Below are 16,129 nucleotides of genomic sequence, written 5' to 3'. Positions count from 1 at the left end.
CCGCCGTCCGCTCCCTGGCCGACTTCGGCTGGCACGTCGGCGTCTGCACGCCCACGCGGCACACGCTCGTCGGCGCCTCGAAGCACGCGGTGGAGTGGCACGAGCTCGGCGAGGACGTCGTCGCCTCCGTGACCTCCGCCGTCACCGCCGGCGGCTACGACGTGGTCCTGCCCGGGGGTGACGCCGAGCTGCTGGCGCTCTCGGAGGCCCGCGACGACATCCCGTGCGTGGTGCCGTACGGCACCCGTGAGTCGGTCCGCTGCATCCTCGACAAGCTCGCCATGACCGAGGCCGCGGCCCGCGTGGGCCTCGGTGTGCCCCGCACCCGGCCGGCCACCGACGAGGAGATCGACACCGTCACCGCGACCATGGTCCTCAAGTCGCGCTCGCACGCGCTGCTGCGCTCCGAGACCCTCGTCTCCGACGACCCCGCCGAGCTGCGCGCGGCCGCCGACGCGATGCGCGCCAGCGGCGCCGAGCCGATCCTCCAGGAGCACTGCGACGGCCGGCTGATCGCGGTCTCGCTGGTGCTCGGTGACGACGCCCGGGTGCTCGCGGCCGTGCAGCAGCAGGCGACCGGCCTGTGGCCGCCCGAGGCCGGGATCAGCGTCAGCGCCGAGACCGTCGAGACCGACCCGGTGCTCGTCGAGCAGCTCGCCGGCTTCCTCGACTCGATCGGCTGGCGCGGGCTCGCCGAGGCCCAGTTCCTCGAGACCCGGCGCGGCCCCTTGCTCATCGACGTCAACGGTCGCTGCTACGGCTCGATGGCGCTCGCCTCCGCCGCCGGCGTCGACCTGGCCGCGGTCTGGGCGACCTCGTCGATCGGGGAGGACGTGATCGCGCCCGCGGCCGAGGCAGGGGTCCGCTACCAGTGGTTGTACGGCGACGTCCGCCGCGGCTGGCGCTCCGGTCGCGACGTGCTGGGCCCCCTGGTGAAGTCCTGGCGGGCCACCCACTCGGTGTGGAGCCTGCGCGACCCCAAGCCGAGCATGTCCTACCTGCGCACGCTGTTCCGGTCGGTGCGCGACCGGTGAGGGCGCTCGCCCTGCTCGACGACGCCGCACCGGGTCGGGTCGTCGTGACCGGCGCCCTGCCCCCGGAGGGTCGGGACCTCGACCTGGCCGGCCCGCCCGCGACCCTGCGGGCGCTGGCTCGGGCCCTGGAGCAGGACGGCTACGAGCGGCGCGGCTCCACGTGGGCCGCCTTCGAGCCGCTGGAGCTCGTCGACCTCCAGGAGCTGGACGACCCCGACCTGCTGGCCCGCGCGACGCCGCTGCCGGGCCGTACCCACCTCTGCCTGCCCGACCCGGCCGACGCCCTGCTCCTGCTCGCCGGCGACCACGCCGCCGACCGTCGCCTCACGCCGTCGCGCCGCTCCCGCGCCACCGCACCGGCGGCGCCGCGCGCGGTCTGGGACGAGGCGCGTCGCCGTGCGGACCCCGACGGCGCAGCCGACCTGGACGGCCTCGCCGCTGCGCTCGCCGGAGCCCCGGGGCCGGCGCCGCTCCCCCGCCGGCTCCGCGGCCGCGTGACGCGGGTCCGCCAGGCCGGCGTGATCGCCCTGTCCGGCGTCGACGGCTCCGGCAAGTCCACCCAGGCGACCCGGCTCCGCGACACCCTCGAGGCCGCCGGCTTCGACGTCGCCGTCGAGTGGAACCGCGTCTCGCACGACCGCTGGCTCGACGCCGTCGCGCGCCCCCTCAAGCGCCTGGTCCGTCGGGGCTCCCCCACCCCGGATCCGCACGACGCCGGTGCTCCCGAGTCGGTCGGGGGCTCGGCGGCCAGCACGCCGCGCGGCGCCCGCAACCTGTGGGTCGTGGTCGTCGCGCTCGCCAACGCGATCGCGCACGTGCGCAGCGTGCGCCGCCACACGCTGGCCGGTCGCCTGGTCATCTGCGACCGCTACGTGCTCGACACCGCCGTCCAGCTGACGACGGACTACCCGCCCGGCCTCGGCCGCTCGATCGGCATCGGACTCGTCCGGCTGCTCTCGCCGCGGCCACTGGCGGCGTTCTACCTCGCGGTCGGCAGCGACGCCGCGGCCGCCCGGAAGCCGTGGCCCGGCACGCCCGAGCAGCTCGCCGGCCACGCGCAGGGGTACGACGCCACCTGGGCCGCTCTGGGCGTCACCCGTGTCGACGGCGCGCAGCCGCTCGAGCAGGTGGCCGCCGAGATCGCCCGGGCGACCTGGCGCTCCGTCTGACCCACCGCCGCCGGATCAGCCCGGCGGCCGCTGCCGCACCAGGTAGCGGACGCTGAGGATGACGCCCAGCAGGACGCCGCCCAGCGCGAGCGGGGGGACCACGTCGTCGCCGGCGCCGAGCCAGCCGGCCGTCCAGGTCACGGCCGCCGTGGCGGCCAGCATCAGGACGAACAGCGCCAGCGTCGACCCGATGACGAGCGCGGTGTCCTCGCGGTGCTGCTGCATGGCTCCATCATGCGCCTGTCAGAGGCGCGGCGCGATGCAGACCGCGAGCATGCCCGGACCGACGTGCGCGCCGAGCACCGGGCCGAGCTCGCCGCACCACGGCGCCCGGCCGTCGAGGTTGTCGGCCAGCCGCTCGGTCAGCCTCTCCACGAGGTGCGCGGCCCGGTCGGGGCTGGCGAGGTGGGCGACGCTGAGGTCGACCTGCTGGTCGCCGGCCGCCTGCACGGCCAGCTCCTCGAGCCGCGCCAGCGCCTTGGCCGCGGTGCGCACCTTCTCCAGCGTGGCGACCCGGCCGTCCTCGATCTGCAGCAGCGGCTTGACCGCGAGCGCGCCGCCGAAAAGGGCCGCGGCCGCGCCGATCCGGCCCCCGCGACGGAGGTACTCCAGCGTGTCGACGTAGAACAGCGACGAGCTCGCTGCCGCCCGCGCCCGGGCGGCGTCGGCGGCCTCCTCGGCGGAGCCTCCCGCGTCGAGCACGTCGGCGGCGGCCAGCGCGGCGTACCCCGTCGCGACCCCCACCTGGCGGCTGTCGATCGCGACGACCGGGATCGAGGCCTCGCGCGCGGCGACCTGGGCGGACTCGAACGTCCCGCTCATGTCGCCGGAGAGGTGGATCGAGACGACCGAGGTCGCCCCGTCCGCCGCGGCCCGCTCGTAGACCTCGAGCAGCGCGGCCGGCGTCGGCCGCGACGTGCTGACCGGCGTCCACTCCTTGAGGGCGGCCGCGACCAGCTCCGGCGTCGCGCCGTCGGCGCCCTCGTCGTACGACGTTGCGCCGATGACCACCTGCAGCGGGACGACCACGATCCCCCGCTCGACCGCCTGCTCCGCGGGGAGCATGGCGGTCGAGTCGGTGACGATCACGGGACGGCCGCTGGGCATGCTGCGGAGGCTACCCGGCGACGACGTTCACCAGCTTCGGTGCCCGCACGATGACCTTGCGCACCGTCTTGCCCTCCAGCGCCCGCTGGACCCCGGCGTCGGCCAGCGCCATCGCCTCCAGGTCCGCGTCGGAGATCTCGGGCGACACCTCCAGGCGCGCCCGGACCTTGCCCTGGACCTGCACGACCGCGGTCACGGACTCCTCGACCAGCAGCGCGGGGTCGACGACCGGCCAGCCGGCCCGGGCGACCGTGGGCTCGTGGCCCAGGCGCTCCCACATCTCCTCGGCGACGTACGGCGTCACCAGCGACAGCAGGATCGCGACCGTCTCGGCGGCCTCCCGCACGGCCGGGTCATCCGGCCCGCAGCCGGAGTCGATGGCCTTGCGGGTGGCGTTGACCAGCTCCATGGTCCGGGCGACGACCACGTTGAAGCGGTGCCCCTCGATCAGCTCCTCGCAGTCGTGCACGGTGCGGTGGGTGACGCGCCGCAGCGCGACGTCCCCGGACGCCGGGTCGGTGCCCGGCGCGGAGGTCACGTCGCCGCTCAGCCGCCACGCGCGCTGCAGGAACTTCAGCGAGCCGCCCGGCGACACGTCCGCCCAGTCGATGTCGTCCTCGGGCGGGCCGGCGAAGACCAGCGTCAGCCGGATCGCGTCGACGCCGAACTCGCGCAGCTGGTCCCCCAGGTTGACGCCGTTGCCCAGCGACTTCGACATCTTCTTGCCCTCGTTGATCACGAAGCCCTGGTTCAGCTGGGCCGCGAAGGGCTCGCGGAAGCCGACCAGGTCCAGGTCGGCCAGGACCTTCGTGACGAAGCGTGCGTACAGCAGGTGCAGCACGGCGTGCTCGACGCCGCCGATGTAGATGTCGCAGGGTCCCCACGCGTCGACCAGGTCGGTGTCGAAGGCCCGGTCCTCCAGGTGCGGGGAGCAGTAGCGCAGGAAGTACCACGACGAGTCGACGAAGGTGTCCATCGTGTCGCTGTCGCGCTTCGCCGGGCCACCGCACTGCGGGCAGTCGACGTTGACCCAGGCCTCGGCCGCGGCCAGCGGCGAGACGCCCTTGGGCTTCAGGTCCGCGCCCTTCAGGTCGTCGGGCAGCCGGACCGGCAGCTGGTCCTCGGGGACGGCGACCTCGCCGCACGCGTCGCAGTGCACGATCGGGATGGGCGGGCCCCAGAACCGCTGCCGGCTCACCAGCCAGTCGCGCAGCCGGTAGTTGACCGTGCCCTTGCCCAGGCCCTGCTGCTCCAGCCAGGCGATGGTGGTGCGCCGGGCCTCGTCGACGCCCAGGCCGTCCAGCGAGATGTCGGCGTTGGCCGAGTTGACGGCCGGGCCGTCGCCGGTGAAGGCGTCGCCCTCCCAGCCCTCCGGCGGCTCGACGGTGCGCACGACGGGCAGGTCGAAGACCTGCGCGAAGTCCCAGTCGCGCTGGTCCTGGCCGGGCACCGCCATGATCGCGCCGGTGCCGTAGTCGGCCAGCACGTAGTCGGCGGCGTAGATCGGGATCTCCGCACCGGTGACCGGGTTGACCGCGTGCACGCCCAGGAAGACGCCGGTCTTCGGGCGGTCGGTCGCCAGCCGCTCGATCTCGGTGGCCTTGCGCACCTCGGCCAGGTAGTCGTCGTACGCCGGACGCTGCTCGTCGGTGACCAGGTCACCGGCCAGCGCGGCGTCGGCCGCCACGACCATGAACGTCGCGCCGAACAGCGTGTCCGGACGCGTGGTGTAGACCGTCAGCGGCTCCTCGCGCCCGGGCACCACGAACCGCACGTGGGCGCCCTCGGACCGGCCGATCCAGTTGCGCTGGGCGGTCACGACGCGCGCCGGCCAGGTCGGCTCCAGCACGTCCAGGTCGTCCAGCAGCTCCTGGGCGTAGTCGGTGATCTTGAAGTACCACTGCGTCAGGTCGCGCTTGGTCACCTCGGCGCCGCAGCGCTCGCACATGCCCTGCACGACCTGCTCGTTGGCCAGCACGGTCTGGTCGTTGGGGCACCAGTTCACCGGCGACTTCTTGCGGTAGGCCAGCCCCTGCTCGCGCAGCTTCAGGAACAGCCACTGCGTCCAGCGGTAGTACTCCGGGTCGGAGGTGTTGAACGTGCGCGACCAGTCGAAGGAGGTCGCCAGGTGGCGGCACGACTCGATCGAGCGCGCGATGTTGCCGCGCGTGTAGGTCGCGGGGTGCTCGTCGTTGCGGATCGCGGCGTTCTCCGCGGGCAGCCCGAAGGAGTCGAAGCCCATCGGGTTCAGCACCTCGTAGCCGCGCTGCCACCAGTAGCGCGCGACGACATCGTGCAGCGAGAACACCTCGGCGTGACCCATGTGCAGGTCGCCGCTCGGGTAGGGGAACATCGTCAGCGCGTAGCGCTTCTCGCGCGGGCTGTCGTCGTCGGCGCGGAAGGGCTGCAGCTGCTCCCACACGGGCAGCCACTTCTGCTCGACCGCCCGCACGTCGTAGGTCTCGGCGTCCGGCCGGGTGTCCTGCTGGCTCATCGTCGTCTCTTTCTGCGTAGGGGTTTCTCCGCTCGACCTGGGGGCACAAAAAAACCCCTCGGGACGAGGGGCAGCCGCGCCGGGTGTGCGTACCGACGCGGCTAGGTAAGAAGCAGGTTCCTGCGCATGTGCCCCATCCTAGCGAACCCCGTCGCCGGACGTCGCGTGGCTACAGTGCGCCCATGACCGTTCCCGACATGTTCCGCCTCGACGGCCGCGTCGCCGTCGTCACCGGTGCCTCCAGCGGCCTCGGGGTCGCCTTCGCCCAGGGCCTCGCCGAGGCGGGGGCCGACCTCGTGCTCGGCGCCCGCCGCGTCGACCGGCTCGCCGAGACCGCGGCCCTGGTCGAGGCCGCCGGCCGCCGCGCGCTCACCGTCGCGACCGACGTCGCCGACCCGGGCTCGTGCACGAACCTCGTCGCGCTGGCGATGGAGGAGTTCGGTCGCGTCGACGTCCTGGTGAACAACGCCGGCATCGGCACCGCCGTCCCGGCGACCCGGGAGACGCCGGAGCAGTTCCGCAGCGTCATCGACGTCAACCTCAACGGCTGCTACTGGATGGCGCAGGCGTGCGGCCGCGTGATGCAGCCCGGCTCGAGCATCATCAACATCTCCTCGGTCCTCGGCCTCACCACCGCGGGCCTCCCCCAGGCGGCGTACGCCGCGTCGAAGGCCGGCCTGATCGGGCTGACCCGCGACTTGGCCCAGCAGTGGACCGGCCGCAAGGGCATCCGCGTGAACGCGATCGCCCCCGGGTTCTTCGCCTCCGAGATGACCGAGCAGTACCCCGAGGGCTACCTCGAGTCGCAGGGGCCGCGCATCCCCGTCGGCCGCAAGGGCGACCCCGCCGAGCTGGCCGCGGCCGTGCTGTTCCTGGCCTCGGACGCCGGCGGCTACGTCACCGGCCAGACCATCGCCGTCGACGGCGGCATGACGATCACCTGACCGATCACCTGACCGGCACGTCGCCCGCTCTTCACCCGACGTACACCTCGAGGGCCCCGCACGGCTGGCAGCACTTGCGACCGTGCGGCCACCGAACCATCGATCCCTCGAGGAGATCCCACGTGAGCGTCGTTCCCGACCACCGCACCACCCTGCCGATGACCGGGCTCACCCATGGCGGCCGCAGCCCCGTGACGTGCCACCTGCGTTGTGGCGACGCGTGCTTCAAGCCGGTGCCCAACGAGACCGACAACGCCTACTTCCGCGACGTGGCGACCCGCGCCCTGACCCGCCGCAGCGTGGTCGCCGCCGGCGGAGCCCTGGCCGTCGGGGCGGTCGCCGCCACGGCGTACGCCCAGCCCGCCGCCGCGCAGGCGTCCGGCGCCCCGCGCGGTGCCGCGAACGCCGCGGCCCGCCCGCACCGCCTGCCGTTCACCCCGATCCAGCCCGTCGCGACGACCGTCGACGACATGACCGTGCCGGCCGGCTACGACTGGCACCCGATCATCCGGTGGGGCGACCCGATCCTGAAGGGCGCCCCGGCGTTCGACGCGAACGCCCAGACGCCGGAGGCCCAGGCCGCCCAGTTCGGCTACAACAACGACTACCTCGACATCATCGAGACCAACCGGGCCGGCACCCGCGGCCTGCTCGTGTGCAACCACGAGTACACCAACGAGAACATCATGTTCCCGCCCGGCACCGACCCCGAGCAGCTGATCCGCACGGTGTGGGAGGCGCACGGCCTCTCGGTCGTCGAGCTCGAGCGCAAGAAGCGCAACGGGAAGTGGCGCTACGTGCCCGGCGCCCGGCTCAACCGCCGGATCACGCTGGAGACGCCCTTCGTCTTCGACGGCCCGGCCCGCGGCTCGGAGTTTCTGAAGACCGCGCAGGACCCGGACGGCACCAAGGTGCGCGGCACCATGAACAACTGCTCGGGCGGCACGACGCCGTGGGGCACGATCCTGTCGGGCGAGGAGAACTTCAACCAGTACTTCCTCGCCACCGGCACCGACCCGCGCGAGAAGCGGTACGGCCTCGGCGCGCAGGACACCCGCAACTGGCGCTCGGTCGACGCGCGCTGGGACGCCACGAAGCCTGCGTTCGCCAACGAGCCGAACCGCTTCGGGTGGATCGTCGAGGTCGACCCCTCGAACCCGCGCTCGACGCCGGTCAAGCACACCGCGATGGGCCGCTTCAAGCACGAGGGCGCGAACGTCATCGTCGACGCGAGCGGCCACGTCGTGGCCTACATGGGCGACGACGAGCGCTTCGACTACGTCTACCGCTTCGTGTCCCGCAAGAAGTTCAAGCCGGGCAAGGGCAAGGCCGCCGCGGCGCACAACCGCAAGCTTCTCTCCGAGGGTGACCTGTCGGTGGCCCGCTTCACCGGCGACGGGCTCGGCGACGGGGTCAGCGACGGCACCGGCACCTGGCTCCCGCTGACCCGCGACGGCCAGTCGCAGGTGCCCGGCTTCAGCCTCGAGGAGGTGCTCGTCTTCACGCGGCTCGCGGCCGACGCGGTGCAGCCCACGAAGATGGACCGCCCCGAGGACGTCCAGCCCAACCTCGTCAACGGCCGCGTGTACGTCGCGTGCACGAACAACACCGACCGCGGCAAGACCGACAAGGAAGGCACGACCGAGCCGAACCCGCGCAACGCGAACAAGGACGGCCACATCGTCGAGATCCTCCCGAACAAGGGCGACCACACCGACGACTTCTTCCACTGGAACCTGCTGCTCGTCTGCGGCCGGCCGGAGGACGCCGGCACCTACTTCGGCGGGTACACCGGCGCGGTCTCCCCCATCTCCTGCCCGGACAACCTGGCCTTCGACAGCACCGGCCAGCTCTGGATCGCCACCGACGGCCAGCCCAGCAGCATCAAGCAGAGCGACGGCCTCTTCAAGGTGGACCTGGACGGCCCCACCCGCGGCCGGGTGCGGCAGTTCCTGGCCGTCCCGACCGGCGCCGAGACCTGCGGCCCGGTCGTCCACGACCGCGACACCTCGGTGTTCGTCGCGGTCCAGCACCCCGGCGAGGACGGGACGTGGGACGCGCAGAAGTCGCACTTCCCCGACTTCGCGACGCCCGGCGCGGAGGCCCCCGGCGACTTCGCCGGCCCGCGCCCGACCGTCGTGCAGGTGCGGCGCACGGCGTGAGACCCGGACCGTGCCGCTGCGTCCCCGCCCCCTAGGGTCGCGACATGGATGCAGCGGCACGGTCCCCCCAGCCCTCCCGTCCCGGCCCGCCCTCGGTCATCGTCGTCGGAGCCGGCTTCGGCGGTCTCGGCGCGGCCGCCGCCCTGCGGCGCGTCGGGATCACGGACGTCACGATCCTCGAGCGGGCCGAGGACGTGGGCGGGGTCTGGCGTGACAACACCTACCCCGGCGCCGCGTGCGACGTGCCGTCGCCGCTCTACTCCTGGTCCTGGGCGACCAACCCGGACTGGTCGCGCCGCTACTCCGGCCAGCCCGACATCCTCGACTACATCCGCCGCACGGCCGCCGAGCACGGGCTGCGCGACCTCGTGCGGTTCGGCACCACGGTGACGGCGGCGACGTACGACGAGCAGCGCCACCGCTGGCGGGTCCGCACCACCACGGGCGAGCTCGAGGCGGACCTGCTCGTCTCTGCGGTGGGCCAGCTGTCCAACCCGGTGATCCCCCGCATCCCCGGCTCGTTCGACGGGCCGTCGTTCCACTCCGCGCAGTGGCGACACGACGTCGACCTGAAGGGCAAGCGGGTCGCGGTCGTCGGCACCGGCGCCAGCGCCATCCAGTTCGTGCCCGGCATCGTCGACCGGGTGGGCGCGATGACCGTCTTCCAGCGGTCCGCGCCGTACGTCGTCCCGAAGCCCGACGCCGCCTACGGCGAGCGGCACCGGCGGATGTTCCGCCGCTTCCCGGCGACGCTGGCCGCCGAGCGGCGGGCCGTCTTCTGGGTGACCGAGCGCTTCAACGCCGCGCTGGAGGGCACCTCCCCCGTCACCCGGCCGCTGCTGGCCGCCGTCGAGAACGCGTGGCGGCTGATGCTGCGCCGGCAGGTGCCCGACCCGGTGCTCCGCGCGAAGCTGGTGCCGGACTACACGCTCGGCTGCAAGCGGCTGCTCTTCTCCAACGCGTGGTACCCCGCCCTGGCGCGCGACCACGTCGACGTCGTCACCGAGGAGGTGACCGGGCTGGAGCCCACCGGCGTCCGCACGGCCGACGGCGTGCTGCACGAGGTCGACGTCGTCATCTGGGGCACCGGGTTCGCCGCGACGCAGTTCCTCGCGCCGATGACCGTGACCGGCGTCGGCGGGCGGGACCTGCACGAGGAGTGGTCCGACGGCGCGCGCGCCCACCTCGGCATCACCGTGCCGGGCTTCCCCAACCTGTTCTGCATCTACGGCCCCAACACCAACCTCGGCGGGAGCTCGATCATCGCCATGCAGGAGGCGCAGTCGGCGTACGTCGCGCAGGTGGCGCGCCGGATCGCCGACGGTGACGCCCGCGCCCTCGGCGTACGCCCCGACGTCGCCGATGCCTACGACCGCGAGATGCAGACGCGGCTGTCGTCGAGCGTCTGGTCGGGGTGCACGTCGTGGTACCGCGACGGCACCCGGATCACGACGAACTGGCCGGGCCAGGTGCGGGAGTACCAGCGCCGCACCTCCGTCGTCGCCTGGGACGAGCTGGAGGAGATCGGTTGAGTCACGATGATCTGATTTCACCGGACGGACGCCGCCCGGAAAGTTAAGGTCACCGTTCGCAGATCCAGGACGGAGCAGCATGAAGGGCATCATCTTCAACCTCGTCGAGGACGCCGTCGTCGCCGAGCACGGCGAGGCGGTCTGGGACACCCTCCTCGACGCGGCCGGGCTCGAGGGCGCCTACACCGCCCTGGGCGACTACCCGGACGCCGACCTGGTCGCCCTGGTCGGCGCAGGCGCGGCAGCCCTCGACGTCACCCCCGACGACCTGACCCGTCACCTGGGCAGCGCCGCGCTCCTCGGCCTGCAGCGCCGCTACCCCCAGTTCTTCGAGCCCCACACCTCGGCCGGCGACTTCCTGCTGACCCTCAACGACGTGATCCACCCGGAGGTGCGCAAGCTGCACCGCAACGCCAGCCCGCCGGACTTCTGGTTCGACGGGCAGACACCGGACAGCCTCGTGATCCACTACCGCTCGCGGCGCCGCCTGTGCGCGCTCGCGGAGGGGATGATCGTCGGCGCCGCCGCGCACTACGGGCAGACGGCCACCCTCGAGCAGACGTCGTGCATGAACGACGGTGCCGACCACTGCGTCATCCACGCCTCGTTCGCCGCCTCGTTCGCCGCCTGAGCCGTGAGCGACCTCCCGTCCGAAGCGGCCCTGCTGCGCCGCCAGCTCGCCCGCGAACGCGTCCGCCGCCTCGAGGCGGAGTCGATCGGCGAGCGCGCCACCGCCGAGCTCTTCGCGACCGTGCAGGAGCTCCGGACCGCCCAGGCCGAGATCCTCGAGCGGGCCGAGCGGGCCACGCAGGTCGGCCGGCTGGTGCGGGCCCTGCGCCAGGAGACCGACCCGGCCGACCTCGCCCGGCACGCCAGCCGGGCGGTCGGCGAGGCCACGGCCGTCGACCGCTGCCTGGTCGCGGTGGTCGAGGACGGCGTGCTCTCGGTCCGGGGTGACTGGCAGGCACCGGGCGTCGACCTCCCCGCCGTACCGCCCTCGGGGGCGCTGCCCGCCGCCCTGGCGGGCCTGCTCACCGAGGACGGTGACGGGTTCGGCCTCCCGGTGGAGGTCGACGACGTCGACGCGGACGCGCGCCTGACCGCGGCCGACGCGAACGCCGTCCGTCGCGCGCTCGGCGTGCGGGCGCTCGGCCTGGTCCCGCTGCGCGCAGGGCGGCAGCACGTCGGGTGGCTCGTCGTGGCGTCGGAGCAGCCCCGCTCCTGGTCCGAGCGGGTGCTGACCGTCTGCCGGGGCGTCGCCGCCGACCTGGGCACGAACCTCGTGCAGGTCCAGCTCTACGACCAGCAGCGCGAGTCGGTGCAGCGCCTGCAGGAGATCGACCTCGTCCGGCACGCCTTCGTCTCCAACGTCTCGCACGAGCTCCGCACCCCGCTCACGAGCATCAGCGGGTACGTCGAGCTGGTAGCCGAGGGCGCGCTCGGCCCGCTCGACGGCCCCCTCGAGCGGGCGATCGGCGTGATCGCCCGCAACACCGAACGGCTCCGCAGCCTGGTCGAGGACCTGCTCCTGCTCTCGGCCCACGACGCGACCAGCATCCGGCTGGACACCTCGCCCCTGGACCTCACCCCGGTGGTCGTCGACTGCGTCCGGACGATGCAGGCGGCGACGCCCTCGGGCGACCTCGTGGTGGACGTGGAGGTGCCCGACGTGCTGCCGGCGGTCCTCGGCGACCGCGAGCAGCTCGACCGGGTCGTCTCGCACCTCGTCGGCAACGCCCTGAAGTTCACCCCCGACGGCGGTCGGGTCCGCGTCCGGCTCGAGGGCGACCACGCAGCGGTGCGGCTGCAGGTCAGCGACACCGGGATCGGCATCCCCGTCGAGGAGCAGCACCGGCTCTTCGAGCGCTTCTTCCGCTCGACGCTGTCGCAGCAGGCAGAGATCCAGGGCGCCGGTCTCGGTCTCGCCCTCGCCCACACGATCGTCGGCCTGCACGGCGGCACCCTGGAGGTGTCCTCCGCCCGGGGCACCGGCACCACCGTCACCGTGGAGCTGCCGGTGGCGGCGGCCTCCTAGGCGTCTCGGGGGTCCTCGGGGTTCTGCAGGCCCTCGGGGTCCTGGGACTCCCGAGGATCCGGCAGCGACGGGTGCTCGGTCGGGTAGAGCCCGGCCACGAAGCCGTAGACCACGTCCCCCTCACGGGGCAGCTGCGAGAACTCCTGGATCACCTCGTCGACGCGCTGCCAGAAGGCGTTCGCCTGGGCGCGACTGATCCGCGCGTGGCGGTGGTTGGCCCACAGGGTGTCGTCGCGGTACGCCGTGTCGGACTCGACCGCCGCGTCGGCCAGGTAGTTGCTCCACGGCGGCGGGGAGACCTGCTCCAGCGGCACCGCCCCGATCTGGAAGAGGCGGGCGGTCCGGCCGTAGAACCGCTCGTCGATCGCGCGGACCCGGCGGGTCCGCACCACCCGCAGCAGCCCGGCGTCGACGAGCACCTTCACGTGGTGGGCCACGGTGCTCTTGGGCCGCTGCACGGCCGCGGCCAGCTCGGTGACCGACGCCGCCCGTTCGAGCACCAGGTCCAGCAGGGTGCTGCGGAGCGGGTCCGCCATCGCCCGGATCTCCGCGGGACCGGTCAGCAGGACACGGTCCGCGAGCTCGTAGTCCGGGAACGCTCCCGTCGCGACACCCGGACTATTGATCGACATAGTTGGATCATACTAGAGTGACGGATCATTCGTGGTCGCGAACGGCCGCGTCGCCGACCTACCACCCAGACACCACCGACGGGGAGCTCCTGAGATGACCGAGATCGTGCTGTTCCACCACGTGCAGGGCCTGACCACCGGGGTCACCGCCTTCGCCGACGACCTCCGGGCGGCCGGCCACACCGTGCACACCCCCGACGTCTTCGAGGGCCGCACCTTCGAGACCCTCGAGGAGGGCATGGCGCACGCGCAGTCGGTCGGCTTCGACGAGCTCCTGTCGCGCGGCGTCGCCGCGGGCGAGGCTCTGCCGGCCGAGGTGGTGTACGCCGGCTTCTCGCTCGGTGTGATGCCCGCCCAGAAGCTCACCCAGACCCGCCCCGGCGCCCGTGGCGCGATCCTCTTCGACGGCGCCATCCCGGTCACCGGCGACTGGGCCTTCGGCCCCTGGCCCGCCGGCGTGCCCGTGCAGATCCACGGCATGGACGCCGACCCGATCTTCGCCGGCGAGGGCGACGTCGACGCCGCTCGCGAGATCGTCGAGGTCGTCGGCGACGGCGCCGAGCTGTTCCTCTACCCCGGCGACCAGCACCTCTTCGCCGACCGCTCGCTGACGTCGTACCGCCCGGAGGCGGCGACCCTCGCCACCGAGCGGGTCCTGGCGTTCCTGGCGGCGCTCGACGCCTGACGCTCCACCCCCGGTGGTTGAGGAGGTTGCGCTAGCAACGGTCTCGAAACCACCCCGGCGGTGGTTGAGAAGGTTGAGGTGCCTCCCGGTGGTTGAGGAAGGCGCGCTAGCGCCTGTCTCGAAACCACCCTGCCGCGACCCGGGGTCGCCTGTGGTCCGGCCCGTGCGCGCCTGGACGTAGTTCCGTTGTAGGGGATTTGTTGGATATGTGGTTGCCGTGGGTGCCGGGGCAACTACTCCTTGCGGTCGCTTTCAAACTCTCCGTGGGTGCCACTTGCCCGCCGTGGTCACCGTTCGAAACTTTCTTTGATTATTTTCCTCAGAGGGTCGATTTTGGCTCATTCTGACCCCTGGACTGTCGGTGGCCCCTGCTTGACTTTCCTCATGAAGACGTTCACCGACGACGGTCCCCGCCACGCGATCTCGCGTGCCGTGCGCGACGTCGGCGAGCGCCTCAGCGACGTCGCTGAGGCTCCCGTCTGGTCGATGACTCCGGACGAGGCCGGTGCGACGCTGGTGGAGCTGACTCGACTCTCGGCGAGAGTCGCCGAGCTCGAAGCCAGGGTCGCCCTTCATGCCTCCGCGGTCGAGGTGGGTGCCTCCGTCGGGGCGACCTCGACCCCGGCGTGGTGGGCCACCCAGACCATCCAGACCCACCGCAGCACGGCAGCGAAGCTGCACCTCGCCGAGGCCCTCGGCCGCTGGCACGTCGTCCGTCAGGCCTTGTCATCCGGCGCGTTGTTGACCGAGCAGGCCCAAGTCATCATGCAGGCCCTCGACGACCTCCCCGACGACATCGACGCCGAGACCCGGGTCCTGGCGGAGAAGCACCTCGTCGACCTCGCCGCCGACCACGACGCCATCGACCTGCGACGGCTCGGCCGCGGACTTCTCGACGTCATCGACCCCGCCGCCGGTGAGGAAGAAGAGCGCCGCCGCCTCGAGGAGGAGGAGCGCAAGGCCCGCCAGAAGAGGCGGCTCACGATGAGCGACGACGGGCACGGTGCCTGCCACGGGAGGTTCACCATCCCCGCCGCGCAAGGCGCCATGCTGAAGAAGATCCTCCAAGGCATCGCGGCCCCCAAGCACCAGACCGCCGTGCACGGCGCCGGAGCCACCATCGAGCGGAAGCCCAGCCCGGAGCGCATGGGAGCAGCGCTCTGCGAGCTCATCGAGCGCTACCCGACCGACCGGCTCCCGAACGCGGGTGGCGTGAACGCCACCGTCGTCATCACGATGCCGCTCGAGACGCTCCTTGGTGCCGAGAAGGCCGCCACCTTGGACACCGGCGACAAGATCACCGCGAGCCAGGCCCGACGGCTCGCCTGCGAGGCCGGGATCGTCCCGGCCGTGCTCGGCGGGAAGTCCGAGGTCCTCGACCTCGGCCGCACCCGCCGCTACTTCTCCAAGGCCCAGCTCCTGGCCCTCGGCATCCAGCAAGGCGGCTGCACCGCAGACGGCTGCGACTGGCCACCCAGCATGTGCCACGCCCACCACCACCACCCCTGGGCGCACGGCGGCAACACCGACCTCAAAGACGGCCGGTTGCTCTGCCCACGACATCACGCCCGAGCCCACGACCCGACCTTCGAGATGGCCCAGCTCCCCGGTGGGAAGATCGCCTTCACCCGGCGGACGTAGGCCGACCCGCACCAGCAACGATTGTGCGCCAGATCAAGGAATCCGCGCCGGACCCTTGATCTCATGCACATAAACCCTCGCCCGCCCGGCTTGTCACGCCTCGAGCCGCGTCGCTGGACGACAGTGACGACGACGCGTGACAGCCCGCACGTTCATGTCACTCCATCTGTGGTCCCAGGACCGTGAACGCCAGTGTCAGCAGCACCACGACGGCCAGGACCGCACCCACGATCAGCCCGACACCGACGGCCCGGGTGGCGGGCAGGACGGTCAGGGCGAGCCCACCGACGAGCGCAAGGGCGATCGACCCCAGGGTCGCCACTGCCCAGGCCGAATCATTCATGGTGACCGTCAGACCCAGCCCCACGGAGCCGGCGGCGATCGCGGTGGCGGCGCACAGGGCCACGGTCGACCCCGCCCAGGCTGCCTTGCGTCTCACCGGTCCCCCGTCCGTCCTGGCCCCGGCGCCGGGGCTGAGGACATGATCGCTCAGCCGTGGCGGATGCGGTGGACGAGCGGGTCGACGATCGCGCCGTCGGAGCCGCTCGCGCCGCCCCGAAATGAAGGAAACCCCCGACGAGGTCGAGGGTTGCACTTCGATGATCCGGTGGAGCTGAGGGGACTCGAACCCCTGACCCCCTGCATGCCATGCAGGTGCGCTACCAGCTGCGCCACAGCCCCATTGCTTCCCCCC

The 16,129-nt window shown here is 72.7% G+C and carries 14 protein-coding genes and 1 tRNA gene; 9 read left to right on the top strand and 6 right to left on the bottom strand.

Annotated features, from left to right (window positions below; genetic code table 11):
• Window positions 1-89: 89 nt before the first annotated feature.
• Together H5V45_RS18375 and H5V45_RS18370 are read left to right on the top strand one after the other, a co-directional pair.
• On the top strand, window positions 90-1,034 hold the full coding sequence (locus tag H5V45_RS18375) for an ATP-grasp domain-containing protein (RefSeq protein ID WP_185254267.1): 945 nt from the start codon (window positions 90-92) through the stop codon (window positions 1,032-1,034).
• Window positions 1,031-2,203, top strand: a complete 1,173-nt coding sequence (locus tag H5V45_RS18370; RefSeq protein ID WP_185254266.1) for a dTMP kinase — start codon at window positions 1,031-1,033, stop codon at window positions 2,201-2,203. Before H5V45_RS18375 ends, H5V45_RS18370 begins: the two co-directional genes overlap by 4 nt.
• Window positions 2,204-2,218: 15 nt before the next feature.
• Here the strand turns inward: H5V45_RS18370 and H5V45_RS18365 are convergent, their stop codons facing one another.
• From H5V45_RS18365 to leuS, 3 genes are read right to left on the bottom strand one after another with little or no spacing between them, the layout of a single operon-like run.
• The gene (locus tag H5V45_RS18365; protein WP_185254265.1) at window positions 2,219-2,428 is read right to left on the bottom strand and encodes a hypothetical protein; all 210 of its coding nucleotides are present in this window, start codon (window positions 2,426-2,428) and stop codon (window positions 2,219-2,221) included.
• Between the two features lie 18 nt (window positions 2,429-2,446).
• Entirely contained in the window at window positions 2,447-3,310 is an 864-nt protein-coding gene (locus tag H5V45_RS18360) for a DegV family protein (protein WP_185254264.1), read from the bottom strand.
• A 10-nt stretch (window positions 3,311-3,320) separates the two neighbouring features.
• On the bottom strand, window positions 3,321-5,804 hold the full coding sequence (gene leuS, locus H5V45_RS18355) for a leucine--tRNA ligase (protein ID WP_185254263.1): 2,484 nt from the start codon (window positions 5,802-5,804) through the stop codon (window positions 3,321-3,323).
• A 182-nt stretch (window positions 5,805-5,986) separates the two neighbouring features.
• Between leuS and H5V45_RS18350 the strand changes: the two genes are divergently transcribed.
• The 5 genes from H5V45_RS18350 to H5V45_RS18330 all read left to right on the top strand — a co-directional run bounded on the left by H5V45_RS18350 (window position 5,987) and on the right by H5V45_RS18330 (window position 12,477).
• Entirely contained in the window at window positions 5,987-6,748 is a 762-nt protein-coding gene (locus tag H5V45_RS18350; RefSeq protein WP_185254262.1) for an SDR family NAD(P)-dependent oxidoreductase, read from the top strand.
• A gap of 122 nt (window positions 6,749-6,870) precedes the next feature.
• On the top strand, window positions 6,871-8,910 hold the full coding sequence (locus H5V45_RS18345) for a PhoX family protein (protein ID WP_343061620.1): 2,040 nt from the start codon (window positions 6,871-6,873) through the stop codon (window positions 8,908-8,910).
• 44 nt (window positions 8,911-8,954) lie between these two features.
• Entirely contained in the window at window positions 8,955-10,442 is a 1,488-nt protein-coding gene (locus tag H5V45_RS18340; RefSeq protein WP_185254261.1) for a flavin-containing monooxygenase, read from the top strand.
• Between the two features lie 79 nt (window positions 10,443-10,521).
• Entirely contained in the window at window positions 10,522-11,073 is a 552-nt protein-coding gene (locus H5V45_RS18335; RefSeq protein WP_185254260.1) for a heme NO-binding domain-containing protein, read from the top strand.
• A gap of 3 nt (window positions 11,074-11,076) precedes the next feature.
• Entirely contained in the window at window positions 11,077-12,477 is a 1,401-nt protein-coding gene (locus H5V45_RS18330; RefSeq protein ID WP_185254259.1) for an ATP-binding protein, read from the top strand.
• Here H5V45_RS18330 and H5V45_RS18325 read toward each other — a convergent pair.
• Window positions 12,474-13,109, bottom strand: coding sequence for a winged helix-turn-helix domain-containing protein (locus tag H5V45_RS18325; RefSeq protein WP_185254258.1), 636 nt, complete (start codon window positions 13,107-13,109; stop codon window positions 12,474-12,476). The two genes, H5V45_RS18330 and H5V45_RS18325, sit on opposite strands and share 4 nt — an antisense overlap.
• A 94-nt stretch (window positions 13,110-13,203) precedes the next feature.
• Between H5V45_RS18325 and H5V45_RS18320 the strand changes: the two genes are divergently transcribed.
• Together H5V45_RS18320 and H5V45_RS18315 are read left to right on the top strand one after the other, a co-directional pair.
• Window positions 13,204-13,794: a dienelactone hydrolase family protein gene (locus H5V45_RS18320; RefSeq protein ID WP_185254257.1), complete on the top strand. Its 591-nt coding sequence runs from the start codon at window positions 13,204-13,206 to the stop codon at window positions 13,792-13,794.
• A gap of 384 nt (window positions 13,795-14,178) precedes the next feature.
• Window positions 14,179-15,435 carry a DUF222 domain-containing protein gene (locus H5V45_RS18315; RefSeq protein ID WP_185254256.1) on the top strand — a complete coding sequence of 419 codons (1,257 nt, stop codon included), beginning with the start codon at window positions 14,179-14,181 and terminating at the stop codon, window positions 15,433-15,435.
• 157 nt (window positions 15,436-15,592) lie between these two features.
• On the opposite strand, the gene H5V45_RS18310 is transcribed toward H5V45_RS18315, so the two are convergent.
• Window positions 15,593-15,874 (bottom strand): hypothetical protein, encoded by a 282-nt coding sequence (locus H5V45_RS18310; protein WP_185254255.1) that lies wholly within the window; start codon window positions 15,872-15,874, stop codon window positions 15,593-15,595.
• A gap of 169 nt (window positions 15,875-16,043) precedes the next feature.
• A tRNA-Ala gene (locus tag H5V45_RS18305) sits at window positions 16,044-16,116 on the bottom strand.
• Window positions 16,117-16,129 lie beyond the last annotated feature (13 nt).

This window comes from Nocardioides luti (assembly GCF_014212315.1).
GTDB classification, from domain to species: Bacteria; Actinomycetota; Actinomycetes; order Propionibacteriales; family Nocardioidaceae; genus Nocardioides; species Nocardioides luti.
Note: the sequence above shows the minus strand (reverse complement) of the source record. Positions and strands in the feature narration are given on the sequence as shown.